Below are 26,321 nucleotides of genomic sequence, written 5' to 3'. Positions count from 1 at the left end.
GCGGGGTTAGTGGAAATCGCGGCTGCGTACCGTGATGCCGTCCAGCAGTGGGCTCAAGTCACTCAAGCGCCCGGCAATCAGATGCCGCACCTCCCCCTCCTTCTCCCAGCGCCCATCGACCTTGAGCAATTGCGAACCCACCAGCACCTGGCGCTGGCGCTCGGCCAGGTCGCGCCAGACCACCACGTTGACGTTGCCGAACTCGTCTTCCAGGGTCACGAAGGTCACGCCGCTGGCGGTGCTTGGCCGTTGTCGCCCGGTCACCAGCCCGGCGACGCTGACCGGTCGCCCGTGCTCGACATCCAGCAACTCCTTCGAACTGCGGCAGCGCCGGGCTTTCAACTCACCGCGCAACAAGGCCAGCGGGTGCGGCCCGAGGGTGGTGCCGAGGCTGTTGTAATCGGCCAGCAAGTCCTCGCCGACCGTGGGTTTGGGCAGCGCCACCGCGTCCTCCTCCTGACGGGGCAGGCCGGCAAACAGGCCAAGCTGCTTTTGCACCCCCGCCACTTCCCAGCGCGCCCGATGCCGGTCACCGGCCAGCCCCCGCAAGGCACCGGCATCGGCCAGTTGCTCCTGGGCGCGAGCATCCAGGCCTGCCCGTTCGCCAAGGTCGGCGATGTCGGCAAAGGCGCCTTTGGACCGCGCCGCCTCGATGCGCCGGGCATCGTCCTGGCGAAAGCCCTTGATCATGCGCAACCCCATGCGAATCGCCGGTTGCGCACCGGCAATCGGTTCGAGGCTGCAATCCCAGTCGCTGGCCCGCACGTCCACCGGGCGAATCTGCAAATGGTGGCGGCGCGCGTCCTGCAGGATCTGGTCCGGGCTGTAGAAACCCATGGGCCAGCTGTTGATCAGTGCACAGGCAAAGGCCGCCGGTTCGTGGCATTTCAACCAGCAACTGGCGTAGGTCAGCAAGGCAAAGCTGGCGGCATGGGATTCGGGAAAACCATAGCTGCCAAAGCCTTTTATCTGTTCGAAGATCTGCGCGGCGAAATCGGCGGTGTAGCCTTTTTTCTTCATCCCGGCGGCCAGGCGATCCTTGTGGGGTTCCAGTCCACCGTGACGTTTCCAGGCCGCCATGGAGCGGCGCAACTGGTCGGCTTCGCCGGGGCTGTAGTCGGCGGCGACGATGGCGATCTGCATGACCTGCTCCTGGAACAGAGGCACGCCGAGGGTGCGTTTCAACACCTCGCGCAACTCTTCTGAGGGATAGCTTTCGAGCTCTTCCTTGTTTCGCCGGCGCAGGTACGGGTGCACCATGCCGCCCTGGATTGGACCTGGGCGAACGATGGCCACCTCGATCACCAGGTCATAGAACTCGCGGGGCTTGAGCCTGGGCAGCATCGACATCTGTGCCCGGGACTCGATCTGGAATACGCCGATGGTGTCGGCGCGGCCAATCATGTCGTAGGTCAACGGGTCTTCCGAGGGAATCGTCGCCAGGCTCAAGTCCAGATCGCGATGCCGACGCAGTAAATCGAGACAACGACGAATCGCGCTGAGCATGCCTAATGCCAGGATATCCACCTTGAGCAGGCCGACCGCGTCCAGATCGTCCTTGTCCCACTGGATGATCGTGCGCTCGGCCATGGCCGCGTTTTCCACCGGCACCAGCGTATCCAGGGGATGCTCGGAAATCACGAAGCCGCCGGGGTGCTGGGACAAGTGCCGGGGGAAACCGATCAGTTGTTGCGTCAAACTCAACACCCGGCGCAACACCGGGCTCTCGGGATCGAAACCGCCTTCACGCAGGCGCTCCACGGGCGGTGTTTCATCACTCCAGTGACCGCAGCAATCGGCCAGGGCATTGATCTGGTCCGGCGGTAAACCCAGCGCCTTGGCCACATCGCGCACGGCGCCGGCCGCGTGGTAGGTGCTGACCACCGCAGTCAATGCCGCGCGGGCCCGCCCATAGCGCTGGAACACATACTGCAAGACTTCTTCGCGGCGCTCGTGCTCGAAGTCCACATCAATGTCCGGCGGTTCGTCGCGCTCCCTGGAAAGAAAGCGCTCGAACAGCATGTTCATCCGGTCGGGGTCGATCTCGGTGATGCCCAAGGCGAAACACACCGCCGAGTTGGCGGCCGAACCTCGGCCCTGGCAGAGAATTTTCTCGCGCCGGGCGAAGGCGACGATGTCCTGGACGGTGAGGAAATAACTCTCATAACCCAGCTCGGCGATCAGCCCCAGTTCCTTGTCGATCAGCCCGCGAACCTTCTCGCTCGCACCCTGGGGCCATCGCTGACGAATGCCACGCTCGGTCAATTCCCGCAACCAGGACGCTGCGCTGTGGCCATCGGGTACCAACTCCCGCGGATACTGATAACGTAACTGGCCCAGGTCAAAAGTGCAGCGCCGGGCGATCTCCAGGGTTTCGTCGAGCAAGGCTGGCGGATAGAGCTCGCGCAACACATCGAGGCTGCGCAGGTGCCGTTCGCCGTTGGGGTGCAGGCGCAGCCCGGCATCGGCCACCGGCAAGTGATGACGGATCGCGGTCATGGTGTCCTGCAGGGCCCGGCGCCCGCGCGCATGCATGTGCACATCGCCACTGGCCACCGCGGGTATCCGCAGTTCCCTGGCCAGCGCCAGCAGATCGTTCAGTCGCCGGCTATCGTCCTGGCCGCGATGCAACTGGACCGCCAGCCACAGGCGTTCGGCGAAGGCCTGCTTCAACCAATGGCCCTGTTCAAGGTCATCGGCCGCGTCGGGCACCCACAGCGCCAGCAGCCCTGGCAACGCTTCGCCGAAGTCTTCGCGCAGCACTTGATACTGACCTTTTTGCGTACGGCGTCGGGCTCGGGTGATCAGTCGGCACAGGGTCTGGTAACCCTCGAGGTTTTCCACCAGCAACACCAGTTTCGGGCCATTCTCGATGCGCACTTCACTGCCGATGATCAGTGGCAGCTCAACGGACTTCGCCGCTTGCCAGGCACGGACGATACCGGCCAGGGTGCATTCGTCGGTGATCGCCAGGGCCTGGTAGCCCTGTTTTTTCGCCCGTTGAAACAACTCCAGGGCACTGGAAGCACCGCGCTGGAAACTGAAGTTCGACAGGCAGTGCAGCTCGGCATACTCGGCGTTCATGCGAACCAGCCCTGCAGCCACAACGGGCCACCCTCGCCCACCGCACGGTAGGCCCAACCCTGCTGGCCGGCACGGGTTTCGACCAGGTAGTAATCACGGCGCACGTCATCGCCGTCCCACCAACCGGACTCGATGCGTTCCGGCCCCATGAGGATGCGCATCGAGCCTTCGTGCACCGACAGCGGCTCGGTCAGCAGCCAGCCCGGTCGCTGTACTGTCGGCAATCGCGCACAAGGCTGGCTGTCGGCATTGGCCTGCCACGCGCACTCGGGCCGGTGATCGGCCTGAAAGCGCAGGCCATGCACGGCGTCATCCCCCAGCCGTGCGCGCAGGCGTTCGCGCAGTTGCTCCCAGGGCAAGGTCTGCTGCGGGCGATCGTCGAACAGCTCCTGAAATTGTGGGACGAAGCTCGGCAGGTCTTCGGCGCGCAGGCGAAAACCGCGCACCGGGGCCTCGACCTGGACTTGCTCCAGACGCCCCCGGGCCAGTTCGAACAGCATCGCCGGATCGCGTTCGGCACTGAGCAGGCCGACCTTGATCAGCGTGTCCGGCAACCCGGCGTGCTCCAGGTGCAGGTCGAAACGCTGCACACCGCTGTCCCGCCCGCACAGGAACGCCGACAGGTCCCCGGTCAATCGGCGCAACGGAAACAGCAAGGCCTGATGGGATTGCACATCGAAATTGAGCTCGATGCGTACATCGAAACGGTCCGGCGGCAGGTAGAACGCCAGCGCCAGACGTCGTGTCCCCAGCAAGGCATCCAGGTGCATGAGCACCTGGGCCTCGAAACGCCGGGCCAGGCTATGCCGGGGCAACGCCTGCACCTGGCTCAAGGTGCGCAGGCCCATGCGCGACAACGCCGTGGCGACGCTGGTCTGCAGCCCGATGCGGTCGACGGGCATTTGCCCCAGGTAATGCTGCAAGGCTTGCTCGTCGGGCACCACCAGGCCGTCATAGGCGTTGGCCAGCATCCGCGCTGCCACCGGATTGGGCGCGGCGACAATGCGGTGACGAAAGCCCAGTTCGCCGAGTTCGCTGCGCAGACGCGCCTCGAACTGCGGCCAGGGGCCAAACAGCCCCAGGCTGGACTCGATTTCGAACACCAGCGCCCGCGGGTAATGCACGCTGACCTGGGAGCTGAAGCGATAAGCCCAGGCGGCCAGGAATTGCTGCCAGTGTTCGATGTCGGCGACGTCGTACTCGGCGGTGGCAAAGCCCTTGCTCAAGGCCTGGGCGGCGCTCATGGACTGGCCGGGGCGCAGGCCCAGCGCCCGCGCCGGGCCGTTGACCGCCTGCAGCACCCGACGCTGGGCCGGGCCGGTCAACAGCGCCAGCGGCTCCTGGGGGTCGGCGCGCTGACGCAGTACCGCGTCCAGCGCCAATTGCGGGAACAGAATACAGACCCAGCGCATGGCAACCTCAATGCCCCACGGCGAAGGCAATCGGCGTCGAACGGGCCAACCCGCCGCGGCACTTGAGCACCCGCAGTTGTGCGGGCCTGGCATCGATGGCGATGCGCAGGGCCGCTGGCGAAGGGTTGATCGCTTCGCTGAGCGAGCGATAGGCGAACGCCAGGGTCGAGCCGGTTTCCGCCGCCACCTGCAAGCGGCGCAAGGCGCGGTCATCGGCCTTGTGCGGCCAGCACAGCACCGCGCCACAACTGCCCGAACGCAGGCATTGTTCCGCCGCCCACAACGCATCGCGCTCGCTGGCCTGGATGATCGACAACTGGCGCAGATCGACCCCGGCGTTCTGCCAGGCCTGGGGATAGGGCACGCAGGGCGGCGCCACCAGCACGATGCGCTCGCCCGCCGCCGACAGCCGCGCCAGCGCCGGCCACACCAGTTGCAACTCGCCCACGCCCTGCCCGGCCAGGAGGATTTCCGTCAGCGCCGCCTCCGGCCAGCCACCCGTGGGCAGCGCCGCATCCAGCGCGGCATGCCCGGTGGGTTGCGGGCTGACGGCCGGCGGCGCAGGCCGGCCTCTCCAGACCTGGCCGCCATTGAACAGCGTATCCAGCGCGACGACGGCACCCATCAGCCTTGCCTTACCAGGCCGCAGAACACCCCTTCGATGGCCAGGTCCCGGTCGGCCTCGACGATGATCGGTTGATAGGCCGGGTTGCGCGGTAGCAGGCTAACCCGGTCGCCGACCCGTTCGAAGCGCTTGATGGTGACTTCGCCGTCGAGCCGCGCCACGACGATCTGGCCATTGACGGCCTCGGGGCTGCGGTGCACGCCCACCAGGTCGCCGTCGAGAATGCCGTCCTCGATCATCGAGTCGCCGCGAACCCGCAGCATGTAGTCCGGCACCCGCGAGAACATCGACGGATCGAGCAGCAAGCGGCTATGGACCTCGGCATCGGCACCGATCGGCGTACCGGCCGCCACCCGGCCGAGGACCGGGATGTCCAGCAGCTCGGGGCGCGGCGGCTGCCCGAGCAGGCGAATGCCCCGGGCCTGATGCGGGTTGACCTCGATAAACCCGGCTTCGGTCAGTGCCAGCACATGCTTGCGCGCCACGCTGCGGGAGGCAAAACCGAACGCCTCGCTGATTTCAGCAAGGCTCGGGGACTGACCGTGTTCGGCGATGCGTTCGCGGATGAAGGTCAGGATGGCGGTACGGCGGGGAGTTAATGTGCTCATGGAGTACATTTGTACTCTTTCCACAATTTCCTGGCAAGCCCCGTTGATTCCCTGTAGGAGCGAGCGGTGCGGCGATCCGACTTGCCCGCGAAGAACGATGACGCGGTGTACCTGAAGGACCGAGGTGCCTGATTCGCGGGCAAGTCGGATCGCCGCACCGCTCGCTCCTACAGGGACAGCAGGCCATGCGATGCCAGATACGCCGCGATGTAATCGATGAACGCCAACACCTTGGCCGTAGCCCGCCGATGGCTCGGGTACACCGCCAGGATGTGCGGGCCGAAGCTGTCCGGGTCGATGTCGTAGTCGGCCATCACCCGCACCAGTCGTCCGTCGGCGATGTACGGCGCCGCGCTCCACAACGGCGTATGCAGCAGACCGCGCCCGGCCAGGGCATTGGCCAGCAGCAAGTCGTAGTTATCGCTGCGCAAGCGTGGTGCCTGGGGTTGCGGCAGGCTCAGGCGCTGGCCGTCACGCTCGGCCCACCAGAATTCGCGGCTGAGCAACGGATGGCGATACAACAACCATTCGTGCTCATCGAGAGTCTGCGGGGTGACCGGCAGCCCTTTGCGCGCGAGGTATTGCGGGCTGGCGCACAGCGCCAGGCGATTGCTGCCGACCACACGGGCGATCAACCCCGGCAAGTCATCATGGCCTTCACGCAGGGCAAGGTCGTAGCCGCTCTCCAGCAGATTGACGAACTCGTCACACAGGTCCACTTGCAGGTTGATCTGCGGATACTGTTCGAGAAAACCGCCACACACCTGATCGAGAAAGGCCTGCCCATAGGCCAGCGGTGCGGTGATTTTCAGGCTACCGCGCAAACCATGCTGCAACTGCTCGATTTCCTCACCGGCCTCGTCCAGACGCTGCAACACCTGGCGCGCGGTTTCCAGGTAGAGCCGCCCGGATTCCGTGAGCAGGATCCGCCGGGTACTGCGCTCGAACAAACGCGCGCCAAGTTCCGCTTCCAGGTGATTGACCGCTTTGGTCAAGGCCGACGGAGTCTTGCCCAATTGCTCGGCGGCGCGGCTGAAGCTGCCCAGTTGTGCCGTGACCACGAACATTTTCAGTGCACCCAGCTTGTCCATTCTTTTTCCATTCAGGCAAAAACGTTTTTCGTGAGCGAGGCGTTCTGCCGAGCGCGGCAAGTCACTAATCTGGCCATCAGACGCAATAACAAGGAAACAATCAATGAAAAGATTCATCCCGAATCTGTTGGTGCTGGCCGTCAGTTTTGCCTCGTTGGAAGCCATGGCGGCGACTGACCTGGTACTGCTCAACGGCAAGATCTTCACCGCCGACCGTAACCAGCCCAAGGTCCAGGCGCTGGCGGTGCAGGACGGCAAAGTGCTGCAGGTGGGCAGCGATGCGCAGATCAAGGCGCTGATCGATTCGGGTACCCGGGTCATCGACCTGGGTGGCAAGACCCTGATGCCGGGCTTGATTGACAGCCACTCCCACGCGATTTTCGGCGGCCTGGAAATGAGCTCGGCCAACATGGCAGATGAAGTGGTCGACCTGGACGAGCTGGAAAAACGCCTGATGGCCTGGCGTGAAGATGGCAAGGCCAGGCACGGCGACGTCCTAAGCGTGGCCGGCATGAGTTCCGCCTACTGGGCGCAGGCCCAAGACCTGGGCAAGAAATTCAACAGCGGCGAATGGGCGACAGTGCCCGTGGTGTTCATCGGCAGCGACCATCACACCGCCTGGGCCAACAACGTGATGCTCAAACGCGCAGGCATCGATGCCGCGTTGCTGAAAAACCTGCCGGACGCCGAAAAAGACACCATCGGCAAGCTCGCCGACGGCAGCCCCAACGGCTTTCTGGTGGACGCTGGCTGGGACCGGGTCGCCTCGAAAATGCCCTCGCCGAGTGCCGCCGACCTGCTCAAGGCGGCGCAAACCGCCGTGAGCTACAACAACAGCCTCGGCATCACCGCGTGGATGGACCCTGCCGCCAACGCCGCGCCTGGAGAGCCGGTGTTTGCCATGAAGCCCACGGAGAAAACCGTCGGCGTGCTGCCCACGTACAAGGCGCTGGCCGAGAGCGGCGGCATGACCGCCCACGTCGCCGCGCTATTGGTGGCCAATTCGAAAAGCGTGCCCGCCGATCTCGACACCCTGGACAAGGTCCGCCAACAGTTCCAGGGCATTCCCAACCTGACGCTGCCCGGCATCAAGATCTTCGCCGACGGCGTGATCGAGTACCCGGCGCAGAGCGCCGCGATGATCGACCCCTACACCAACTCGCACAAACCGGGCGAGCTGTTGATCGATCCGAAACACTTCGGCGAACTGGTCAGCGCCATCGATCAGCGCGGCTGGCTGGTGCACATCCATGCCATCGGCGACCGCGCGGTACGCGAATCGCTGAACGGCATCGCCCAGGCGCGCAAGGACCGGCAGAGCGGCGTGACCCACTCCATCACGCACTTGCAGATCGTCAATCCGAAAGAGTTCGCCCGCTTCAAACCGCTCGACGTCATCGCCTCGATGCAACTGCTGTGGGCCAGCGCCGACGATTACACCACCGGCATGATCAAGCCTTACGTCAGTGCCCTGGCGTTCCGTTACCAATACCCGGCGCACTCGTTGCTCAAACAGGGCGCGACCATCGCCGGGGCCAGTGACTGGGCCGTGTCTTCGCCCAATCCGTGGAACGCCATGGCCCAGGCCATCACCCGGGAGGGTCCGCTTGGGGTACTCAACGCCGATGAACGCATCGACCGCGAAACCATGTTCTACGCCTACACCCTCAATGCCGCTCGCACCATCGGCCTGGACAAACAGATCGGCTCGCTGAGCGCCGGCAAACAGGCTGACTTCATCGTGGTTGATCGCGATGTGTTCAGCGTCGATGAGAAAGCCCTGCACGACACTCAAGTGCTGCAGACCTGGTTCGCCGGTCGGCAGGTCTACGCCGCAACCCTCTAATAAAAACCGCAGCCACACCCCTGCCCGACCTCGTGCTTTTCAACACGAGGTACGGCGCAGCCTTGCCCGATTTCTGCCCATAACAATCACAATAGCGGGACGTACCCCCCATGAAAGCTTTCACCCTGTTCGCCCTCAGTTCCTTGAGTCTGCTGCCTTTGTGCAGCCAGGCCATCCCCTTGAACGATGATTTCGCCCTGCTGCTGGACGTGACCCTGGCCAGCGATTACCGCACCCGCGGCATCTCGCAAACCCAGAACGACCCGGCACTGCAAGCCGGTGTAACCCTGGCCCACAGCAGCGGCCTGTACCTGGGCGCATGGACTTCCAACGTCGACTTTGGCGGTGGCCTGAAAACCCGACAGGAAGTCGATTACTACGCCGGCTGGCTTTGGCAGGCCACCGATGACGTCAGCCTCGACGTGGGCTACCTCAAATATGCTTACCCGAAAGAGAGCCAGTTCAACCAGAGCGAGGCCTACGGCATTCTCAGCGTCTACGGGGTGAAACTCGGAGCCTATTACTCCGCCGATGCGCCGGGTATCGATAGCGAGCAGAACTCGCTCTACAGCTATGTCGGCTATGAAACCGAGTTGCCCTACGACATTGGCCTGAAACTGCGCTACGGCGACATGGACTTCAAGGATCCGCACCTGTTCTCACGCTCGGGCGAGGCTGAGGACTCGTACCGAGAGTGGGAAATCAAGCTGACCCACGAACTGGCAGGCGTGATGCTGGGCCTGAGCTACATCGACACCGACCTGTCGAAGAGCCAGTGCCTCAGCAATTGGGGCTTCGACGATGTATGCAGCGCGACGGTAGTAGCGAGCCTCAGCAAATCCTTCTGATCACCACCGCCCTTGTAGGAGCGAGGCTTGCCCGCGAAGGCGTTTTGCCTGACACACCGCCTTCGCGGGCAAGCCTCGCTCCTACAAGGGAACGCAATTTTCATCCCGCAGAGCACTTATCCAAAAGCGAGAGCTACCGCCTGTCGATTTTTTTAAAAAAAAGAAAATTCAAAAAACCAGCCGCCTGACAAAATATCGAAACTGCACGCTTTACTCCTACAGAAAATCCTTACCTACACCAGTAAAGTTTCCTCTCGCCACCACAAACCAAACCAGCCTTTTTAAATGCTTCCAAAGCCAAATCTATAAAACTAACAACCCCCTCCACCAAAAATAACAAATTCCACGCCCCAAAACCATGTAAGACCCTTCCTAAAAAAACACAAGAAACTTCCTACAACACAAAAACCAACCACTTGCACCAAAAATCAAAAGAGACTAAAACCAACAACACCTCCCCTTCACGATTCGTGCGCATCCCCGCAGAGAAACCGGCCATGACCAAAAACATCTACCCCAGAGTCATTTCCCTAACATCAATATTCATAAAGGAACAACTAAAAGAACCCATCGCCTTCTTCTGGATCATGATATCACCCTGCGCAATGTTCTATTTTCTTGCAGCCACCCGGCAAGACCCTAACTATTTCTCGAGCAACTACACATCGATATCCGCATGGTTCTATGCCTACATCTCATCTAGCGTTGCATTGTTTGGATTTGCTTTCTACATGATCGGAAGAAGAGAAAGTGGATTCACCCGATCATTTATCTACTCCCAGGATTCGAAATTGATTTTTCTCTTGTCACACTTCCTTGCCTATTCCTTGATATCAATGGCGTACTGCGTAACTTTTTACCTGGCAACCAAGCTCCCATTTGGAGACTATGCTCCCGCTGAGTTATTGGGTATCACGCTACGCTTTTACATTTGCTTTGTCATGTTTTGCGCTTTCGGCGCAGCGTTTTCATTGTTGCCAATCAATTTTCAGAACTCGAATACATTGCTCTCCATTTTTTCGTTCTGCATGCTGATTCTCGGCGTAATGAGCGCCCTTAGAGCCAACCCCATTACCGACAGCTTGAATCTCGCAAACCCTCTAACACTCGCAAGCCGCTTAATGGAGCAAGGCCTTGAATCCAACAAGCTAATCACAGGAACAATAATTACTGCTTTTATCATAACGCTGTACAACACTTTCAAACACCTAAGAATCAACCCCGTATGGAGTCGATACTAGTGAAAAAATTCAAGGCACAAGGCATTGACTTCGCCTACCCAGACAACACCCTTTTGACCCAGGCTTCCCTCGAAGTATCCCAGGGTGAAATTGTCGGTATCCTAGGACCCAACGGATCAGGCAAAACGTCTTTTTTTGACATTGTCTGCGAGCTTAAAAAAGCAAACTCAGGCTTGATAAAAAACGACTTCAGTCACTTCCTATATCTCTCTCAAATTATCAGCACACCCCCGCCGCTTCGCATGCGTGATATTTTTAAAATGGTGACCGCATTGTCTTCAAGCGAACCCATGACACAAGACAAAACGTTGAAAAAACTATCTGCATGGAGCCCTGCGATAGTGCGCCGCTACCAAGACATATGGAACAAAAAATCGGCGCTGTGCAGTTACGGAGAAACACGCTGGTTCTTTACCCTCACGCTCCTTTCAATGCCTGCAGACTTCGTGGTGCTCGACGAACCGACCGCGGGTGTAGACCCGGAGTTTCGTCACTATATTTGGCAATGCCTTCACGGCGCGGCAAAGGAAGGCACTGCCATCCTGGTTTCTTCTCACAATGTCGAGGAGGTGATCAGCCACTGTCATTATTTCTATATGATCAGCCAACAACGCTTCAATCGCTTCGCCAATGGAAATGAGTTCATGCATCGGTATGGAACAAAGACTGTGGATGATGCGTTTATCCGAGCCGTTACTGAACCTGTGTTCGCAGCATAAGCCACTCGCGAATGCTGCTTACCCTTTAACGTCGAGATCAAGTCAAGGCTGCGAGATAAGCCCACGGATAAATCCCCCGTTCATGCCCATCACTGAACACCAACTGCACCCCATACCCCTGCGAATTCACCTCGATCAGCCGAACGCGGGCGTCGACCATCGGCGCCATCCCGCGCAATCGAAACGCCCGGCACTGCGAACACGGGCACTGGCGGCGCAACTCGGCATGGTCCAGCCACTGCTCGCGGCCATCCGGCCAGTTCAAGCGCAGCTGCTGCCTACTGCGGGAATTGCCCACTGCCACCGGGTTCATTGCAGCTGACTCAGGGCAATGCGCACCGCTTTGCGCACCTCGGGATCGCCATCGTCCTGCGCGGCAAGCAGCGGTGCGATGGCGCCTTTTTCATTCAGTTCGCCGAGGGCCAGGGCGGCTTCCTTGCGTAGGTTGCTGATGCGGTGGCCGAGGGTTTCGATCAGCGCGTCTAGTGCATGGGCGTAACGCAAGCGGCCGAGGCTGCGGGTGGCGCGCAGGCGGACTTGCCAGTAATCGTCGCTCAAGGCCTGGACCAATGCCGGGCCGGCGTCGATATGGCCGACCTTGCCCAGGGTGGTGGCGGCTTCCTCGCGTACTTGCCAGGCCTGATCCTGCAAGGCCTGGCGCAAGGCCGGCAGCACCTGTGCGTCAGAGGCCAGGCCGAGTGCTCCGGTGGCGGCGCGGCGCACTTCGGTGTCCGGGTCGGCACTGGCCAGTCGAGCCAGGGCCGGCAAGGCGTCGAGCTGTTTGAGCCAACCCAGCACGCCGACGGCTTCACGGCGGACATTGGCCTCCTGATCGCTCAACGCAACCAGCGCCGCCGGGGCCGCCTGCGGATAGCGCAATTCGCGCAAGGCCCTGAACGCGGCAATGCGCACGCCGGTATCGGCATGCCCGGTCCACGGCAGGATCACCCCGCCCGCCGCTTCGCTCTTGAGCAGGCTGAGGCTTTGCGCGGCGGCGGCTTGCACCGCTGCGGATGGATCGGTCAGCGCCTGGCACAGCGCTTCGACCACAAGTTCATCCTCCCAGGCTTCGAGCAACCGCGCGGCTTCGGCACGGACCTCTTCGGCCGGATCTTCAGCCAGTCGATCGACCAGCCACAGCAGGCCGTCCGGCTCTTCCAGGTCGGCCAGTTCGATCAGGGCGATGCGGCGCACGCCGGCATCGTCGTCAGTCAGGCGCGGTTGCAGGGCGAGAATGTCATCGTTTTCGGTTACATCGAATAGTGAGGTCATAGGGCAAATCGCGGCAGTTTGTTTTCTGGGGGAAGTCCGAGAGGGTTCAGGCGTGGCAGCTGCCGACCGTCTTCGTGACGCAGGAGTTCGAGGCAGTGACGTTTCAAGCGGGAAAACTCGTGGCTGGTCATCAGTTCGGTGGTGCGTGGCCGGGGGAAATCCAGGCGCAGGTCTTCGATGATCCGGCCGGGACGCGTGCTCATCACCAGCAGGCGATCGGCGAGGAACAGCGCCTCGTCGATGTCATGGGTGACGAACACCACGGTGGTGCGAATGCGCGTCCAGATGTCCAGCAGCAGTTCCTGCATGTTCAAGCGGGTCAGGGCATCGAGAGCGCCAAAGGGCTCGTCCATCAGCAACAGGCGCGGGCGATTGACCAGCACCCGGGCGATTTCCACCCTCTGCTGCATGCCACCGGAGAGCTGATCCGGCCAACGCTCGGCGAAGCCTTCAAGGCCCACCAGGGCAAGGATTTCATCGGCGGCCTTGTGGCGTTCGGTTTTCCCCATGCCGCGCATTTTCAGGCCGAACGCAACGTTGTCGCGCACCGTGCGCCAGGGAAACAGTGTGTGTTGCTGGAACACCATGCCGCGTTGCGGCGACGGGCCGGACACCGCCGCGCCATCGACCTTGAGGCTGCCAGCGCGCGGTTGCAGGTGACCGGCCAGCGCGCCGAGCAAGGTGGACTTGCCGCAACCGGACGGTCCGAGAATGCACACGAACTGCCCTGGTTCGATCTGGCAATCGAGGCCCTGCACGGCTTCAAAGGCGGCACTGCCTTCGCCCAGGCTGATCGACAAACCGCGGATATCGATCCGCCCTTCAGGCTGTTGAAACACACTCATCAGGCTTTTCCTCGTGGTCGATGCCAAGGCGTGAACACGCCGCCCAGGCGTTTGATCAGCAGACTGCTGCCCATCCCGAGTACGCCGATCAGCAACATGCCGACCACGATGTCGGGGTAGTTCTGGATGGTGTAGGACTCCCAGGTGTAATAGCCGATGCCGTACTGGCCGGAGATCATCTCGGCGGTCACCAGGCAAAACCACGAGGTGCCCATGCCGATCGCCAGGCCGGTGACGATGCTGGGTGCGGCACCCGGTAGAATCACTTCCAGCAGCATCGCCCGGCGCCCTGCCCCGAGGCTTTTGGCCGAGGCGATCAACCGGGGATCGACGCCTTCGACGCCATGCACGGTATTGAGCAGGATCGGGAACAAGGCGCCGGTAAAGGTGATGAAGACCATCGACAGCTCGGACGAGGGGAACATCAGAATCGCCAGGGGAATCCAGGCCACGGCGGGGATTGGGCGCAGCACTTCCAGCGGCGGCAGCAACAGGTCTTCGGCCCATTTCGAGCGGCCGATGGCCAGGCCCAAAGCAACACCAATCACCAGCGCCGCGAGGTAACCGGCGAAGACCCGGCCAAGGCTGCTGCCAAGGTGCCGGGCGAGCTTGCCGGAGTCACCGAGGCCCAGCGCCGCTTCAATCACGGCCAGCGGGGTCGGGACGTTGGCGAAGGTCACCAGGCCCAGGTTCCAGTGGCGGCTGGCGGCGAGTTGCCAGAACAGCAGGCAGAGCAGCAGTGAGGCTGCCCTCGGAATCCAGCGTGCAATCATGTATCACCTCTGATCGTTCCCACGCTCTGCGTGGGAATGCATCCCGTGACGCTCTGCGTCACATTCAAAAGCGGAACGCGGAGCGTCCCTGGCGGCATTCCCACGCAGAGCGTGGGAACGATCCCTGACTCAGCGGCTGGCCACGGCCTGCGCCGTGGCATCCGTGAAGTCGAACACCTTGCCGCCCTGGGCCGTGGCGAACTGCTGGGCCTGGCCCTTGAGCAGGAACGCACTCAGTTGCCCCTTGGCATCACTGGCAAACCACGCCTGGTCGGCCAGCAGCTTGATCCCGCTGTCACTGGCCTGGGCATACACCGCGCGGATGTTCTTGCCTTCCTGCTTCAAAGTGGCCAGCGCGGTGAAGGCCGCTTGCGCCGAGGCGTATTGGCGGACTTTCGGCTCGCCGCGCACCCAGATTTCGGCCACATGGCTGAAGTCGGTGATGGCCTGGCCACTGGCTGCATCGACGGCCTTGAGCGGCGTTTGCTGGTAATTCGCCAACTGCGCGCTGTAGTCCAGATTGGACGCCTTGAACGCGGCGCGAATGTACTGGTCGTCGATGAAGGTATTCAGGTCGAGGCCGCGATCAGCCTTCTTCAACAGCTTGAGGGTGTCGATGGCGGTGCCGACGGCCTGGCGATACTCCGGTTTCCAGGTCAGGTCGCGGGTCTGCACACCGAGCGGGCCGTGGAACAGGTAGTTGACCTCGGCATCGACCCCGGTGACCTTGGCGATCAGCTCGCTGTACTTCTCGGGCTCGGCGGCGAGCAGCTGGTTGGCCTCGATGCTTGCACGCAGATAGGCGACGACGATTTCCGGGTATTTCTTCGCATAGGCCTGGTCGACCAGCGCACCGTGGAAAGTTGGCGCACCGGCCTGGGAACCGTCGTAGATCTTGCGCGCGAAGCCACGGCTCGGGAACAGTTCGGCAAACGGCACGAAGTCGGCATGGGCGTCGATCTTGCCGGCCTGCAACGCTGAACCGGCGACTTCCGGTGGCTGGGCAATGATGTTCACGTCCTTGAGCGGGTCCCAGCCCTGGGCCGCCACAGCACGCAGCAACATGCCGTGGGCGGTGGATGCGAACGGTACGGAAATGGTCTTGCCCTTGAGCTCGGCCAGCGACTGCACGCCCGATGCGCTCGGCACCACGATGCCGTTGCCACTGCCCTTGGTGCTGCCCGACAGCACGCTGATGAACAGGCTGTGCTTGCCGGCGGTTTCAAACGCCACGCCGTTGAACGAACCGGGGAAATCGGCCATGGCACCGAAGTCGAGTTTGCCGGCGACCATCTCATTGGTCAGCGGCGCGCCACTGGTGAAGTTCTTCCACTGCACCTCGTATTGGGCGTCCTTGTAGGGGCCGTCGTGGGGCAGGTATTTGTCCAGCAGGCCCAGCTCGCGGATCAACAGTCCGCCGGCGGCGCAGTTGATGGTGGTGTCCTGGGTGCCGATGGCAATGCGGATGGTTTCGGCCGAAGCCGACAGGGTGAATGAAGCCAGTACCAGACCGGCCAAAGCTGCACGCAACATCATGAGTGTTTCCCCTCGAATCATTTATAGGATGTTCGTCTCCGCCACGATCAGGGCGTGGTGGGAAACGAGGGGTGTCTTTCAATACAGCGTCCGGTGTTGCCGGGTAGCTCTTTCGGGTTGTCACAAAACCAATGTAGGAGTGAGCCTGCTCGCGATGGCGATGGCACATCCAACATCTCATTGTCTGATCCACTGCGATCGCGAGCAGGCTCACTCCTACAGGGATTGGGTTTCACCGCAGCAGGTACGGGATATCCACTTTCACGGCGCCCGTCGGGCAGTCCTTTTCACAAGGCATGCAGTACCAGCATTCATCGAAGGCCATGTAGGCCTTTTGCGTGGCGGGGTTGATCGCCAGCAAGTCCATCGGGCACACGTCGACGCACACGGTGCAGCCCTTGTGGGCGATGCAAAGGTCCTCGTCGACGGTGACCGGTGCATTGGAGCGAAAGAATATTTCCTGGGGTTGGTAGGCCATTTCACGGGTTCTCTCTAGTGTCATGCTCAAGCCGCGTCGGCACCGACCCGCAACCGGTCGTAGGCCTGCATTTCCTCGGCGTCCAGCGGGATGATGTAAGGTTCGACGGCTTTCTTGAAACTGGTCATCACGCCGTTTTCCCCCTTCTTCAGGTGGCAGTGGCAAAACCAGTCGCTGTCGTTGCGTTGCGGGTGATCGACCCGGTAGTGGTAAAGCCCCCAGCGACTTTCGGCGCGGAACAACGATGCGCGGGCAGCCATTTCGGCGCAGTCGCGGATCATGCTGACTTCCATGGCGCGCATCAGTTCGTGGGCGTTGTGGGCCTTGATCTGATCGAGGTCACGCTGGATGTCGCTGAAGCGTTGCAGGCCGATCTGCATCTTCTTGGTCACTTTCGGCGGCTGCAGGTAGTCGTTGACGAAGCGCCGCAGCTTGTACTCGACCTGGGCCGGTGGCAGGCCGTGTTCGCGGTCCAGCGGTGCGTAGACCCGTTGTTTTTCGATGTCGATCTGCTTGGCATCCAGCGCTGAAAACTCGCGTCCGGCGACAAAGTCTGCCGCGTTGGTGCCGGCAAACCAGCCGTAGGTGAACGCGCCGAGCATGTAGTTGTGCGGCACCGCGGCCATGTCACCCGCCGAATACAAACCCTTGACCGAGGTCTCGGCCTTCTCGTTGACCCACACGCCCGACGCCGAATGCCCGCTGCAAAAACCGATTTCGGAGATGTGCATCTCGACCATCTGCGTGCGGTAATCGGTACCGCGATTGGCGTGGAACTGGCCGCGACTCGGCCGCTCGTTGCTGTGCAGGATCTCTTCGATGTTCTGGATGGTTTCTTCGGCCAGGTGATCGAGCTTGAGGAACACCGGGCCGTTGCCGCTTTCCAGCTCCTGATGGAATTCCCACATCATCTGGCCGCTCCAGTAGTCGCACTCGATGAAGCGCTCGCCCTTGTTGTTGGCGGTGTAGCCACCCAGGGGGCCCGTGACATAGGCGCAGGCCGGGCCGTTGTAGTCCTTGATCAGCGGGTTGATCTGAAAGCACTCCAGGTTCGCCAGCTCCGCTCCAGCGTGATAGGCCATGGCGTAACCGTCGCCGGCATTGGTCGGGTTTTCGTAGGTGCCCATCAGGTAACCCGAGGACGGCAGGCCCAGGCGCCCGGCGGCACCGCAGGCGAGGATCACCGCCTTGGCCTTGATCACATGGAAGTCGGCCGTGCGGCAATCGAAGCCCATCACGCCGTTGACCGCGCCCTCCTCGTCCTTGAGCAATCGGGTGCAGACCAGGCGATTAGTGATGCTGACCCGCGCCCGTTTCAACTGGCGGTACAGGACCTTCTTGATGTCGTGCCCTTCCGGCATCGGCAGCACGTAAGCGCCCATGTGGTGGACCTTTTTCACCGCGTAGTCGCCGGTCTCGTCCTTCTCGAACTTCACGCCCCAGCGGTCCAGCTGTTCGATAGTCTCGAAACTGTGGGTCGCGTAGGCATACACCGCGGCCTGATTGACGATGCCGTCATTGGCGATGGTGATTTCCTTGGTGTATTGCTCCGGCGTGGAGTGGCCGGGAATGATCGCGTTGTTGAGGCCGTCCATGCCCATGCTGATCGCGCCGCTGCGCTTGACGTTGGCCTTGTCGATCAACAACACCCGCAGGTCGCGGTTGCGTTCCTTGGCCTTGATCGCCGCCATGGGGCCGGCCGTGCCGCCGCCGATCACGACGATGTCGTATTCCTGTTCGAGAGTCGTTCGGGTCATGCCTGCGCCCCTTTTTGCCGGTCGATCCGCAAGCGGTACTGGAAGGCATCGCCACGGTAGTAAAGGTGTTCGAAGTCCACTGGGCGGCCTTCGGCGTCGTGGGTCAGGCGCTCGATGCGCATGATCGGCGAGCCGGCCTCGACGTTCAGCGCCTGGGTCAGGTCGCTGTCGGCCAGTACCGCGTCGATGGCGAGGTCCGCGTGACCGAGGGCCAGGCCGCAGTCGTTTTCCAGGATCAGGAAAATGTCGCGAGTCACCAGATCGGCCTTCTCCAGGCGTTCGCCAAGGGCTTTGGGGAGGTAGGTGATTTCCAGGGAAATCGGCTCGCGGTTGATCAGGCGCACCCGCTTGATTTGCGCCACGGTCTCGCCTTCGGCGACCTGCAGGCGTTCAGCGACCAGCTTGTCGGCGGCGATGAACTTGAAGCTGCGCAGGCGGTTGATTACCTCATAGCCGCGACCGGTCATGGACTCGGCCAGGCCTTGCAGGGTGCTGACGTTCTGGAAGGTTTTCGGCTTGGCGACGAAGGTGCCCTTGCCGTGGATCTTGAAGATCAGCCCTTCCTTCTGCAGATCGCCGAGGGCCTGGCGCACGGTGATGCGACTGACCTTGAACAGCGCGCCGAGCTCGCTTTCGGAAGGCATCTGGCTGTCCTGCGGATATTCACCGTCGAGGATGCGTGCACGGAGCACGTCGCGCAGCTGGGTGTGCAGCGGAACGCTACTGAGAGATAGAACGTTATCGGTCATGAAGATCACTTGTCATAACGAGTTATGACGTGATCTTAGAGTTCTAAGGAATGGCTTGAGAAATACTGTTTGGGCATAAGGTTAGATGCGTCGGCACCACAGCGCCTAATTCGCGCGGCTCACCTGTAGGAGCGAGGCTTGCCCGCGAAGAACGATAACGCGGTGCGACAGGTACACCGCAGCGAAGAACGGGTTCAGTCGAACTTGGCCTGCGAACGCAGTGCGCGCAGGTCCAATCGACCATCCTTCAACGGCGGGCACCAGTAGTAGCCGCCAGTGATCGGCCGGCTGATGCGGTACAAACCGTCGGTGATGCCGTCTTCCAGACCGCTCATGCGCCGCAGCTGGACTTCGAAGGCATCGAGGGAAAAGCCGAAGGCCAGGAACATCAGCCCGGCGCGATCGCCTTCGATCCACGGCATCGAGCGGCGAACCACGAACGCATCGGGGGCAAAGCTCTCCTGGGCGGTGCGTTTGACGTGGGCAGAGATCGGCGCGTCATCGAGTTCTTCGTTATCGCTCAGGCGACGGCCCATGATGTCATCCGTCTCATGGGACGCCATCGCACGAAAGCCCTTGAGGTCATGCTGCCACTGCTGGATCGCGGCGAAGCTACCACCCACCATGCCCTCCGCGCCCGCACTCACCAGCGCGGCGGCCGCAGCGGCTTCGTCACGGGGGTTTTCAGTGCCGTCTTCATAGCCGGTCAGGTCATGGCCGTCACGGTGACGGAAACCCTCGGTCACCTGCACCAGGCGCAGGGCCGGGGCCAAGGCCGCCTCGAAGGCGTGGCTGCGGTTAAGCAGTTCGCCACGGTCGACCCCGTGCAACCAGCACCAGAGCGCCTGTTGCGTCGACGGGTTGTCGACGCCGACACCGCTCAGCGCCGGAAACGCGCGCAAGCCTTCGACATGCCCGTCGAGGGCCTTGACCAGGGACTCACCGAAGCCGACCACTGCCGATTTGCCATCCACCAGTTGCGCAAGCTTGTCCAGCGCGGCCGGGAGGGCCGCGGCCGATTCCAGGGCGAAGAACATGTGACGGGCGAGAGGCGGAACAGGGGTGGCGAGAATGCCCGGCTGGTAGTGACTCATGTGAACTCCTTTAGAAAAGTGCGCGAAGTTTAACCCCGACACCGGCCATTGTGTGCTCCCAGGTCAAAAGATCGCGTTTCACCCAACGCCGATTGCGGTCTACGCTTGAAGCACAACAAACACACCTTCACCCCTCTATTCTGCCCATCAGCGCTCGATTGCAGTTAAAAAAAACCATCAACAAGGCGTATAACCCTTGAACTGGATTCTTCAACGGCTAGCCATAAGCGCACGGCTGACATTACACACGGGGTAGCGACATGACGACCGCACAGATTCTTGGCAACCTGTTTCCCGACGCCGGCAGCATCCCGGAAAAATACCGCCTCGACGGCCAGGTCGAACAACGTGAGTACCTGGTCGACGGCGTGTTGAAAACCTGGCCAGGTCCCCTCGCCCAAGTCCGCAGCCCGGTGTACTTGAGCGGCCCTGGCGGCGATGAACAAGTCATCCTCGGCAGCACACCGCTGCTGGATGCCGCCACCGCCTTGACCGCCCTCGACGCCGCCGTGCGCGCCTACGATCGCGGCCAGGGTTTATGGCCGACCATGCGCGTGGCCGAGCGCATACAGCATGTCGAAACCTTCCTCGGGCACATGCGTGAACAGCGCGAGGCCGTGGTGAAGTTGCTGATGTGGGAAATCGGCAAGAACCTCAAGGATTCGGAAAAGGAGTTCGACCGCACCTGCGATTACATCGTCGACACCATCAATGCCCTGAAGGAACTCGACCGCCGCTCCAGCCGCTTCGAACTGGAGCAGGACACCCTCGGCCAGATCCGCCGTGTACCGCTGGGTGTGGCGCTGTGCATGGGCCCCTACAACTATCCGCTGAACGAAACCTTCACCACGCTGATCCCGGCGCTGATCATGGGCAATACCGTGGTGTTCAAGCCGGCCAAGCTTGGCGTGCTGTTGATCCGCCCGTTGCTGGAGGCCTTCCGCGACAGCTTCCCGGCCGGGGTGATCAACGTGATCTACGGCAGCGGGCGCGAGACGGTCAGTGCGCTGATGGCCAGCGGCAACATCGACATCTTTGCCTTCATCGGCACCAATAAAGCCGCCAGCGACCTGAAGAAATTGCATCCGCGCCCTCACCGCTTGCGCGCAGCACTGGGCCTGGATGCGAAAAACCCCGGCATCGTCCTGCCGGAAGTGGATCTGGACAATGCGGTTACTGAAGCGCTCACCGGCTCCCTGTCATTCAACGGCCAGCGTTGCACTGCCCTGAAAATCCTGTTTGTCCACGAAGACGTGGTCGACGCCTTCATCGAGAAATTCAACGCCAAACTGGCCACGCTCAAACCCGGCATGCCGTGGGACAGTGGCGTGGCGCTGACACCGCTGCCGGAGTCGGGCAAGGTCGATTACCTGCACTCACTGGTGGCCGATGCCGTGGGCAAAGGCGCGAAAGTGGTCAACCCCAATGGCGGCGAGGCCCGCGCGTCGTTCTTCTACCCCGCCGTGCTGTACCCGGTGACGCCGCAGATGCGGGTCTACCAGGAAGAACAATTCGGCCCGGTGGTGCCGATCGTGCCGTACCGTCATCTCGACACGGTGATCGACTACGTCCTCGAATCGGACTTCGGCCAGCAACTGAGCATTTTCGGCACCAACCCGGTGGCGGTCGGAAGGCTTGTAGACACCTTCGCCAACCAGGTCGGGCGCATCAACCTCAACGCCCAATGCCAGCGAGGCCCGGACACCTACCCGTTCAACGGCCGGAAAAACTCCGCCGAGGGCACCTTGTCGGTGCATGACGCCCTCCGGGTGTTTTCGATCCGCACGCTGGTGGCGACCAAATTCCAGGAGACCAACAAGGATCTCATCAGCGAGATCATCAGCGGCCGCAGCTCGAGCTTCCTGACCACTGACTACATCTTCTGAGGAGAGCCGACCTGAGCGCATCCACGGCTCTTCGCCTGCCACCGCTACTGCGCCGGTTACTGCGTCCGCTGCTGGACCCGTACCAGCGCTATCGCCATGCGCGGATGATCCATGCGGTGCGCGTGTCGCTCGGGTTGCTGGCGACGATCCTGCTGACCACCGGCATCCACCTGCCCCACGGCGAGTGGGCCTCGGTGACGATGCTGGTGGTGATCGGCGGCTTGCAGCACCACGGCAACATCGGCAAGAAAGCCGCCGAGCGGGCCATCGGCACCCTGGTCGGGGCGGCTATCGGCCTGGTCCTGGTGGTGCAACAGTCCTGGCTCGGCATGCCGTGGCTGACCTATTTCGCCATGGCGGTGGTGTGCGGATTCTTCTCGTACCACGCCATCGGCAAAGGCGGATACACCGCGCTGCTGGCCGGCATTACCGTATTCATCGTCGCCGGGCATGGTGACAACCCAGTCTCCGACGGGCTGTGGCGCGGGGTCGACATCCTGATCGGCATTGCCCTGGCCCTGGCATTTTCCTTCGCCCTGCCGCTCTACGCGGTCTATTCCTGGCGGTACAACCTGGCTGACGCCCTGCGTGATTGCGCGACGATCTACGGGCGCATCATCGACGGCCAACCGGTGACGGCCGACGAACACCTCAAGCTGATGGGCCGCCTGAACACCGTGATGGTGCAACTGCGCTCCCTGATGCCCTCGGTGTCCAAGGAGGTGAAGATTTCCATGACCGAGCTCGATGCCATCCAGCGTCAGCTGCGTTTGTGCGTCAGCACCCTTGAGATACTGGGCAATGCCCGACCGGATGCCGGTGACCCACAAAGCGTGGCTCACCTGCAATCGGCCTTGAAGGCAGAGCATAAGTTGATTCGCGTGCAACTGGTTGGCATGGCCAGGGCGCTGAAGTCCGGCGTCACCCACCGGCTGGACCGCGCCATGGCGCTGCCGATCGTCAGTCTCGATGCACCGGTCTATAACGCCCTGGACGGTTACCGCCTGTTGACCGAGCAACTGCTGGCCAACATTGGCCAGATGCGCCAGCGACTGGCCAAGACAGCGTCGCGCTGGAACATCTGAAGCGCCTTACGGGGTAACGGTCCGCCGAAACTTCAAGCTCCAGCCCTGTTGCATGCCGGCCGCGGCCAGCAGGATCGCGGCCACCCCGATCCATTGCAGCGGTTCCAGGCGATGGCCGAAGGCAAACCAGTCGACGAAGATCGCCGCGATCGGATAGATGAACGACAGCGCGCCGGTCAATGCCGTCGGCAGCTTCTGGATCGCGCCATACAACAGTACGTACATCACGCCGGTGTGCACGATGCCCAAGGTCAACAGGCTACCCCACGCGCCTGGTCCCTGCGGCAGGGCCGAAAAATGCGCGAATGGCGCGAGCAACAACACACCGGTGCTGACCTGGACCAACGCGATCAGGTGCGGTGGCGTGCCGGTCAGGCGCTTGATGATCAACGCGGCGATCGCGTAGAGGAACGCAGCACCCAAGGCCAGAACGATACCCAACAGGTACTCGTTACCGCTCTCACCCTGCCCGCCATGTGCACTGACAATCGCCAGCATTCCGAGGAACGAAACGCCCAGCCAGGCCAGTTTCTGCAGGGTGATTTTCTCGTTGAGAAACACCGCCGCCAGCCCCACCAGCATGAACGGCTGGACGTTATAGACCGCCGTACCGATGGCAATCGAGGCGCGGGAATAGGAGGCGAACAACAACACCCAGTTGCCGACGATTGCCACACCGCTGAGCACCGCCAACAGGAAGGTGGTACGGGTCAGGATGCCAGGGCGAAGGAAGCCGAACGCCGCGCAAATCAGCAGCAGCGCACCGGCCCCGAACAGGCAGCGCCAGAACACCACGTCCAGCACCGGTTGCCCGGACACCAGCACGAACCAGCCAATGGTCCCGGAGATCAGCATGGCGGCGGTCATTTCGAACGAGCCGCGACGTATCGAGTTGTCCATCATCAGACTCCTGTAGTTGATGGGCAAAGTATGCCAACCCACCGGGGCGCTGCTCCAGCGCAAAAATCAGGCTAAACTTCGAATTTGCCTTTTATGCGAAGGCGATTTTGCTTAATTGCCTAATTGAGGTTTCGCCATGACCGATGACATCGACCAGGTGCTGATCAGCGCCTTGATGGAAGACTCGCGACGCTCGCTCAAGGCCCTGGCGCAAATCAGCGGCCTGTCCTCGCCCAGCGTCGCCGAGCGCCTGCGGCGTCTCGAAGAGCGCGGTGTGCTCAAGGGCTACACCGTGGAAATCGACCCGAAATGCTTCGGCTATCAGCTGCAGGCCATCGTGCGTGTTCGCCCGCTGCCCGGCCAGTTGCAGGAAGTGGAACGGCAGATCATGGCGATTCCCGAGTTCACCGAGTGCGACAAGGTCACCGGTGACGACTGCTTCATCGCCCGCCTGCACGTGCGCTCAATGGAACAACTGGACACCCTGCTCGACCGCCTCAACACCCACGCCGAAACCAACACCGCCATCGTCAAGAAAACCCCGGTCAAGCGACGCCTGCCGCCAATGGCATAATCGCCGGTTCATAAGCCGCGCATAAAAAAACCCGCCGAAGCGGGTTTTTTCAATCATGGCTGCCGATCAATCATCGCGGCCCATGATGCCAAACAGCTGCAACAAGCTGATGAACAGGTTGTAGATCGATACATACAGGCTGATGGTGGCCATGATGTAGTTGCGTTCGCCGCCGTGGATGATGGCGCTGGTCTGGAACAGGATGCAGACCGAGGAGAACAGCACGAAGCCCGCGCTGATCGCCAGTTGCAGGCCGCTGATCTGGAAGAAGAAGCTGGCAACCACCGCACCCAGCAACACGAAGAAACCTGCAGTGATGAAGCCACTGAGGAAACTCATGTCCTTGCGGGAGATCAGCACATAGGCCGACAGGCCGCCAAACACCAGGGCTGTCATGGCAAAGGCCGAGCTGACCACTTCAGCGCCGCCTTGCATGCCCAGGTAACGGTTGAGGATCGGGCCGAGCAGGAAACCCATGAAACCGGTCAGGGCAAAGGCCGACACCAGGCCCCAGGCGGAGTCACGGAGTTTGTTGGTCAGGAAGAAAAGGCCGTAGAAGCCGATCAGCACCACGAAAATGTTCGGGTAGCCGACACGCATCTGCTGGGCAACGTACGCCATCACACCACTGAAGGCGAGCGTCAGAGCCAGCAAGCCGTATGTGTTGCGCAGGACGCGGCTAACCTCTAGCTGCTCAGCCTGCACGCTGTTGTTCACTGCGTAATCCTGTTCGCGCATGGCGACACTCCTGTTGGTTTGAAACGTTCAGTCGCAAAGATCATAACAGACGCCCTGTAACAAGCTATGCAGAGAGTTTGACAGTGTGTTTCATTCAGGTATTATGGCGCCCGCAACAACAACGGAGGTGTGGCCGAGTGGTTTAAGGCAACGGTCTTGAAAACCGTCGACTGTAACAGGTCCATGAGTTCGAATCCCATCGCCTCCGCCATCTTTGATACGACAAAGCCCTGATTATTCAGGGCTTTGTCGTTTCTGGGGTTTGGGTTTCCCTGTCGGTACTTCTATGGAACAAGGAGGTTGTATGAACAACATGGACACGATGAAGCTGATACTTGCGCTGCTGGCCAGCACGACCAGCTGCGCTGCACTGGCCGCAGAAAAAACCTTTGCACTGACCGCCTTTAGCAGCGTTGAAGCCCGACAGGGCATCAACCTGTCGATCAAATGCGCTGCAACGTCATCCATGGTGGTCTCAGGACCTGCCGATACGCTGAACACGCTCCAGGTGACGACAAAAAATCAGGCGTTATTGCTCGTGAATGACGCAGCGGAAAAAGTTCGCATCGCCTCCCCCGCGCTGGATATCACGCTGTATACCAGCGAGCCACTGACGGGGCTGACAGGAAAAGCAGGAGTGAAAATCGTGGTACCTGCGTGTGCCGTCGATCCGTCCAGGCTGACGGTGGCAGGCAGCATGGGCACTGACATCCAGACCGAAGGCAAGACGGGTGAGCTGGTGCTTGACCTGGCAATGGGCGGCACCTTTAACAAAAAACCGCTGCCCTTCACCGCGGACGTGGCGAATGTGCGCATGAGCATGGGAGCGCAATCATCCCTGTGCCACATTCCCAGGATCAACGGCAGCTTGTCTGCCGGTGCACGGATGTCTGTCAGCCCATCGGCACAGGTCGATACCGGCCCCGCAGGCTCTTTTGCCAGCGAAATTTCAACCTCTGATTGTTCGTAAACGGCAGGGTGAACAGGCCAACCGAGCTGCCATTGAACTGACACTTGCCGTGAGGCAAGGATCGCCCCATTAGCCGGGTTCTAATCCAGGCTAATGGGCGTTCCCTTTACACTCCTTTACACCCTTCACACCTTTACATCTGTAAAAGTTCTACCCAGCGCTTTAGATGCAGGGCCCATCATCTCCCGGC

24 protein-coding genes and 1 tRNA gene are annotated in these 26,321 nt (G+C 61.4%); 9 read left to right on the top strand and 16 right to left on the bottom strand.

The window, feature by feature from the left end; translation table 11 throughout:
• Window positions 1-6: 6 nt before the first annotated feature.
• The 5 genes from HFK74_RS10305 to HFK74_RS10285 all read right to left on the bottom strand — a co-directional run bounded on the left by HFK74_RS10305 (window position 7) and on the right by HFK74_RS10285 (window position 6,820).
• Window positions 7-3,105 (bottom strand): error-prone DNA polymerase, encoded by a 3,099-nt coding sequence (locus HFK74_RS10305; protein WP_180203422.1) that lies wholly within the window; start codon window positions 3,103-3,105, stop codon window positions 7-9.
• Entirely contained in the window at window positions 3,081-4,496 is a 1,416-nt protein-coding gene (locus HFK74_RS10300) for a DNA polymerase Y family protein (RefSeq protein WP_180203421.1), read from the bottom strand. The genes HFK74_RS10305 and HFK74_RS10300 overlap by 25 nt, the downstream gene beginning before the upstream one ends.
• Window positions 4,497-4,503: 7 nt before the next feature.
• Window positions 4,504-5,121: a translesion DNA synthesis-associated protein ImuA gene (gene imuA / locus HFK74_RS10295; protein WP_180203420.1), complete on the bottom strand. Its 618-nt coding sequence runs from the start codon at window positions 5,119-5,121 to the stop codon at window positions 4,504-4,506.
• Window positions 5,121-5,738, bottom strand: coding sequence for a transcriptional repressor LexA (lexA, locus tag HFK74_RS10290; RefSeq protein WP_180203419.1), 618 nt, complete (start codon window positions 5,736-5,738; stop codon window positions 5,121-5,123). The genes imuA and lexA overlap by 1 nt, the downstream gene beginning before the upstream one ends.
• 158 nt (window positions 5,739-5,896) lie before the next feature.
• Window positions 5,897-6,820 carry a LysR family transcriptional regulator gene (locus tag HFK74_RS10285; protein WP_180203418.1) on the bottom strand — a complete coding sequence of 308 codons (924 nt, stop codon included), beginning with the start codon at window positions 6,818-6,820 and terminating at the stop codon, window positions 5,897-5,899.
• 103 nt (window positions 6,821-6,923) lie between these two features.
• Between HFK74_RS10285 and HFK74_RS10280 the strand changes: the two genes are divergently transcribed.
• From HFK74_RS10280 to HFK74_RS10265, 4 genes are all read left to right on the top strand, one after another.
• Window positions 6,924-8,666, top strand: coding sequence for an amidohydrolase (locus HFK74_RS10280; RefSeq protein ID WP_180203417.1), 1,743 nt, complete (start codon window positions 6,924-6,926; stop codon window positions 8,664-8,666).
• A 110-nt stretch (window positions 8,667-8,776) separates the two neighbouring features.
• Window positions 8,777-9,514, top strand: a complete 738-nt coding sequence (locus HFK74_RS10275) for a TorF family putative porin (protein WP_180203416.1) — start codon at window positions 8,777-8,779, stop codon at window positions 9,512-9,514.
• Between the two features lie 497 nt (window positions 9,515-10,011).
• The gene (locus HFK74_RS10270; RefSeq protein WP_180203415.1) at window positions 10,012-10,755 is read left to right on the top strand and encodes an ABC transporter permease; all 744 of its coding nucleotides are present in this window, start codon (window positions 10,012-10,014) and stop codon (window positions 10,753-10,755) included.
• Complete coding sequence (locus HFK74_RS10265; protein ID WP_180203414.1) at window positions 10,755-11,474, top strand: AAA family ATPase; 720 nt, start codon at window positions 10,755-10,757, stop codon at window positions 11,472-11,474. Before HFK74_RS10270 ends, HFK74_RS10265 begins: the two co-directional genes overlap by 1 nt.
• A 37-nt stretch (window positions 11,475-11,511) precedes the next feature.
• Here the strand turns inward: HFK74_RS10265 and HFK74_RS10260 are convergent, their stop codons facing one another.
• From HFK74_RS10260 to HFK74_RS10220, 9 genes are all read right to left on the bottom strand, one after another.
• On the bottom strand, window positions 11,512-11,787 hold the full coding sequence (locus HFK74_RS10260) for a DUF971 domain-containing protein (protein WP_180203413.1): 276 nt from the start codon (window positions 11,785-11,787) through the stop codon (window positions 11,512-11,514).
• Window positions 11,784-12,746, bottom strand: a complete 963-nt coding sequence (locus HFK74_RS10255; RefSeq protein ID WP_180203412.1) for a HEAT repeat domain-containing protein — start codon at window positions 12,744-12,746, stop codon at window positions 11,784-11,786. The genes HFK74_RS10260 and HFK74_RS10255 overlap by 4 nt, the downstream gene beginning before the upstream one ends.
• Window positions 12,743-13,591 carry an ABC transporter ATP-binding protein gene (locus HFK74_RS10250; RefSeq protein ID WP_180203411.1) on the bottom strand — a complete coding sequence of 283 codons (849 nt, stop codon included), beginning with the start codon at window positions 13,589-13,591 and terminating at the stop codon, window positions 12,743-12,745. The genes HFK74_RS10255 and HFK74_RS10250 overlap by 4 nt, the downstream gene beginning before the upstream one ends.
• Window positions 13,591-14,364 (bottom strand): ABC transporter permease, encoded by a 774-nt coding sequence (locus HFK74_RS10245; RefSeq protein WP_180203410.1) that lies wholly within the window; start codon window positions 14,362-14,364, stop codon window positions 13,591-13,593. Before HFK74_RS10245 ends, HFK74_RS10250 begins: the two co-directional genes overlap by 1 nt.
• Before the next feature lie 129 nt (window positions 14,365-14,493).
• Entirely contained in the window at window positions 14,494-15,900 is a 1,407-nt protein-coding gene (locus HFK74_RS10240) for an ABC transporter substrate-binding protein (RefSeq protein WP_180203409.1), read from the bottom strand.
• Between the two features lie 232 nt (window positions 15,901-16,132).
• A complete protein-coding gene (locus HFK74_RS10235) occupies window positions 16,133-16,378 on the bottom strand; it encodes a ferredoxin family protein (protein ID WP_008060065.1) in 246 nt (81 codons plus the stop codon).
• A gap of 26 nt (window positions 16,379-16,404) precedes the next feature.
• On the bottom strand, window positions 16,405-18,135 hold the full coding sequence (locus HFK74_RS10230) for a fumarate reductase/succinate dehydrogenase flavoprotein subunit (protein WP_180203408.1): 1,731 nt from the start codon (window positions 18,133-18,135) through the stop codon (window positions 16,405-16,407).
• A complete protein-coding gene (locus HFK74_RS10225) occupies window positions 18,132-18,884 on the bottom strand; it encodes a GntR family transcriptional regulator (RefSeq protein WP_180203407.1) in 753 nt (250 codons plus the stop codon). The genes HFK74_RS10230 and HFK74_RS10225 overlap by 4 nt, the downstream gene beginning before the upstream one ends.
• A gap of 194 nt (window positions 18,885-19,078) precedes the next feature.
• Window positions 19,079-19,978, bottom strand: coding sequence for a Dyp-type peroxidase (locus tag HFK74_RS10220; RefSeq protein WP_180203406.1), 900 nt, complete (start codon window positions 19,976-19,978; stop codon window positions 19,079-19,081).
• A 260-nt stretch (window positions 19,979-20,238) separates the two neighbouring features.
• Here HFK74_RS10220 and HFK74_RS10215 point away from each other — a divergent pair, with 260 nt between their 5' ends.
• Both HFK74_RS10215 and HFK74_RS10210 read left to right on the top strand, forming a co-directional pair.
• A complete protein-coding gene (locus HFK74_RS10215) occupies window positions 20,239-21,864 on the top strand; it encodes an NADP-dependent glyceraldehyde-3-phosphate dehydrogenase (RefSeq protein WP_180203405.1) in 1,626 nt (541 codons plus the stop codon).
• A gap of 104 nt (window positions 21,865-21,968) precedes the next feature.
• Window positions 21,969-22,949 (top strand): FUSC family protein, encoded by a 981-nt coding sequence (locus tag HFK74_RS10210; RefSeq protein ID WP_180203404.1) that lies wholly within the window; start codon window positions 21,969-21,971, stop codon window positions 22,947-22,949.
• Between the two features lie 6 nt (window positions 22,950-22,955).
• Here HFK74_RS10210 and HFK74_RS10205 read toward each other — a convergent pair whose 3' ends face one another.
• Window positions 22,956-23,849 carry a DMT family transporter gene (locus HFK74_RS10205; RefSeq protein ID WP_180203403.1) on the bottom strand — a complete coding sequence of 298 codons (894 nt, stop codon included), beginning with the start codon at window positions 23,847-23,849 and terminating at the stop codon, window positions 22,956-22,958.
• Window positions 23,850-23,985: 136 nt separating this feature from the next.
• Here HFK74_RS10205 and HFK74_RS10200 point away from each other — a divergent pair, with 136 nt between their 5' ends.
• Complete coding sequence (locus HFK74_RS10200; RefSeq protein ID WP_008060072.1) at window positions 23,986-24,423, top strand: Lrp/AsnC family transcriptional regulator; 438 nt, start codon at window positions 23,986-23,988, stop codon at window positions 24,421-24,423.
• A 66-nt stretch (window positions 24,424-24,489) separates the two neighbouring features.
• On the opposite strand, the gene HFK74_RS10195 is transcribed toward HFK74_RS10200, so the two are convergent.
• Window positions 24,490-25,161, bottom strand: coding sequence for a Bax inhibitor-1/YccA family protein (locus HFK74_RS10195; RefSeq protein WP_110753333.1), 672 nt, complete (start codon window positions 25,159-25,161; stop codon window positions 24,490-24,492).
• Window positions 25,162-25,284: 123 nt separating this feature from the next.
• Between HFK74_RS10195 and HFK74_RS10190 the strand changes: the two genes are divergently transcribed.
• Window positions 25,285-25,372: transfer RNA gene (locus tag HFK74_RS10190), tRNA-Ser, on the top strand.
• 93 nt (window positions 25,373-25,465) lie between these two features.
• Window positions 25,466-26,131 (top strand): DUF2807 domain-containing protein, encoded by a 666-nt coding sequence (locus HFK74_RS10185; RefSeq protein ID WP_180203402.1) that lies wholly within the window; start codon window positions 25,466-25,468, stop codon window positions 26,129-26,131.
• The last annotated feature ends 190 nt before the right edge of the window (window positions 26,132-26,321 follow it).

The organism is Pseudomonas sp. SbOxS1 (assembly GCF_013416725.1).
Classification (GTDB): domain Bacteria; phylum Pseudomonadota; class Gammaproteobacteria; order Pseudomonadales; family Pseudomonadaceae; genus Aquipseudomonas.
This window is presented reverse-complemented; position numbering and strand designations above follow the sequence as displayed.

Coding starts and splice junctions, on each gene's coding strand:
- HFK74_RS10300 (WP_180203421.1), bottom strand. CDS start 4,496: ATGCGCTGGGTCTGTATTCTGTTCCCGCAATTGGCGCTGGACGCGGTA.
- imuA (WP_180203420.1), bottom strand. CDS start 5,121: ATGGGTGCCGTCGTCGCGCTGGATACGCTGTTCAATGGCGGCCAGGTC.
- lexA (WP_180203419.1), bottom strand. CDS start 5,738: ATGTACTCCATGAGCACATTAACTCCCCGCCGTACCGCCATCCTGACC.
- HFK74_RS10285 (WP_180203418.1), bottom strand. CDS start 6,820: ATGGACAAGCTGGGTGCACTGAAAATGTTCGTGGTCACGGCACAACTG.
- HFK74_RS10280 (WP_180203417.1), top strand. CDS start 6,924: ATGAAAAGATTCATCCCGAATCTGTTGGTGCTGGCCGTCAGTTTTGCC.
- HFK74_RS10275 (WP_180203416.1), top strand. CDS start 8,777: ATGAAAGCTTTCACCCTGTTCGCCCTCAGTTCCTTGAGTCTGCTGCCT.
- HFK74_RS10270 (WP_180203415.1), top strand. CDS start 10,012: ATGACCAAAAACATCTACCCCAGAGTCATTTCCCTAACATCAATATTC.
- HFK74_RS10260 (WP_180203413.1), bottom strand. CDS start 11,787: ATGAACCCGGTGGCAGTGGGCAATTCCCGCAGTAGGCAGCAGCTGCGC.
- HFK74_RS10255 (WP_180203412.1), bottom strand. CDS start 12,746: ATGACCTCACTATTCGATGTAACCGAAAACGATGACATTCTCGCCCTG.
- HFK74_RS10250 (WP_180203411.1), bottom strand. CDS start 13,591: ATGAGTGTGTTTCAACAGCCTGAAGGGCGGATCGATATCCGCGGTTTG.
- HFK74_RS10245 (WP_180203410.1), bottom strand. CDS start 14,364: ATGATTGCACGCTGGATTCCGAGGGCAGCCTCACTGCTGCTCTGCCTG.
- HFK74_RS10240 (WP_180203409.1), bottom strand. CDS start 15,900: ATGATGTTGCGTGCAGCTTTGGCCGGTCTGGTACTGGCTTCATTCACC.
- HFK74_RS10235 (WP_008060065.1), bottom strand. CDS start 16,378: ATGGCCTACCAACCCCAGGAAATATTCTTTCGCTCCAATGCACCGGTC.
- HFK74_RS10230 (WP_180203408.1), bottom strand. CDS start 18,135: ATGACCCGAACGACTCTCGAACAGGAATACGACATCGTCGTGATCGGC.
- HFK74_RS10225 (WP_180203407.1), bottom strand. CDS start 18,884: ATGACCGATAACGTTCTATCTCTCAGTAGCGTTCCGCTGCACACCCAG.
- HFK74_RS10220 (WP_180203406.1), bottom strand. CDS start 19,978: ATGAGTCACTACCAGCCGGGCATTCTCGCCACCCCTGTTCCGCCTCTC.
- HFK74_RS10215 (WP_180203405.1), top strand. CDS start 20,239: ATGACGACCGCACAGATTCTTGGCAACCTGTTTCCCGACGCCGGCAGC.
- HFK74_RS10210 (WP_180203404.1), top strand. CDS start 21,969: ATGATCCATGCGGTGCGCGTGTCGCTCGGGTTGCTGGCGACGATCCTG.
- HFK74_RS10205 (WP_180203403.1), bottom strand. CDS start 23,849: ATGGACAACTCGATACGTCGCGGCTCGTTCGAAATGACCGCCGCCATG.
- HFK74_RS10200 (WP_008060072.1), top strand. CDS start 23,986: ATGACCGATGACATCGACCAGGTGCTGATCAGCGCCTTGATGGAAGAC.
- HFK74_RS10195 (WP_110753333.1), bottom strand. CDS start 25,161: ATGCGCGAACAGGATTACGCAGTGAACAACAGCGTGCAGGCTGAGCAG.
- HFK74_RS10185 (WP_180203402.1), top strand. CDS start 25,466: ATGAACAACATGGACACGATGAAGCTGATACTTGCGCTGCTGGCCAGC.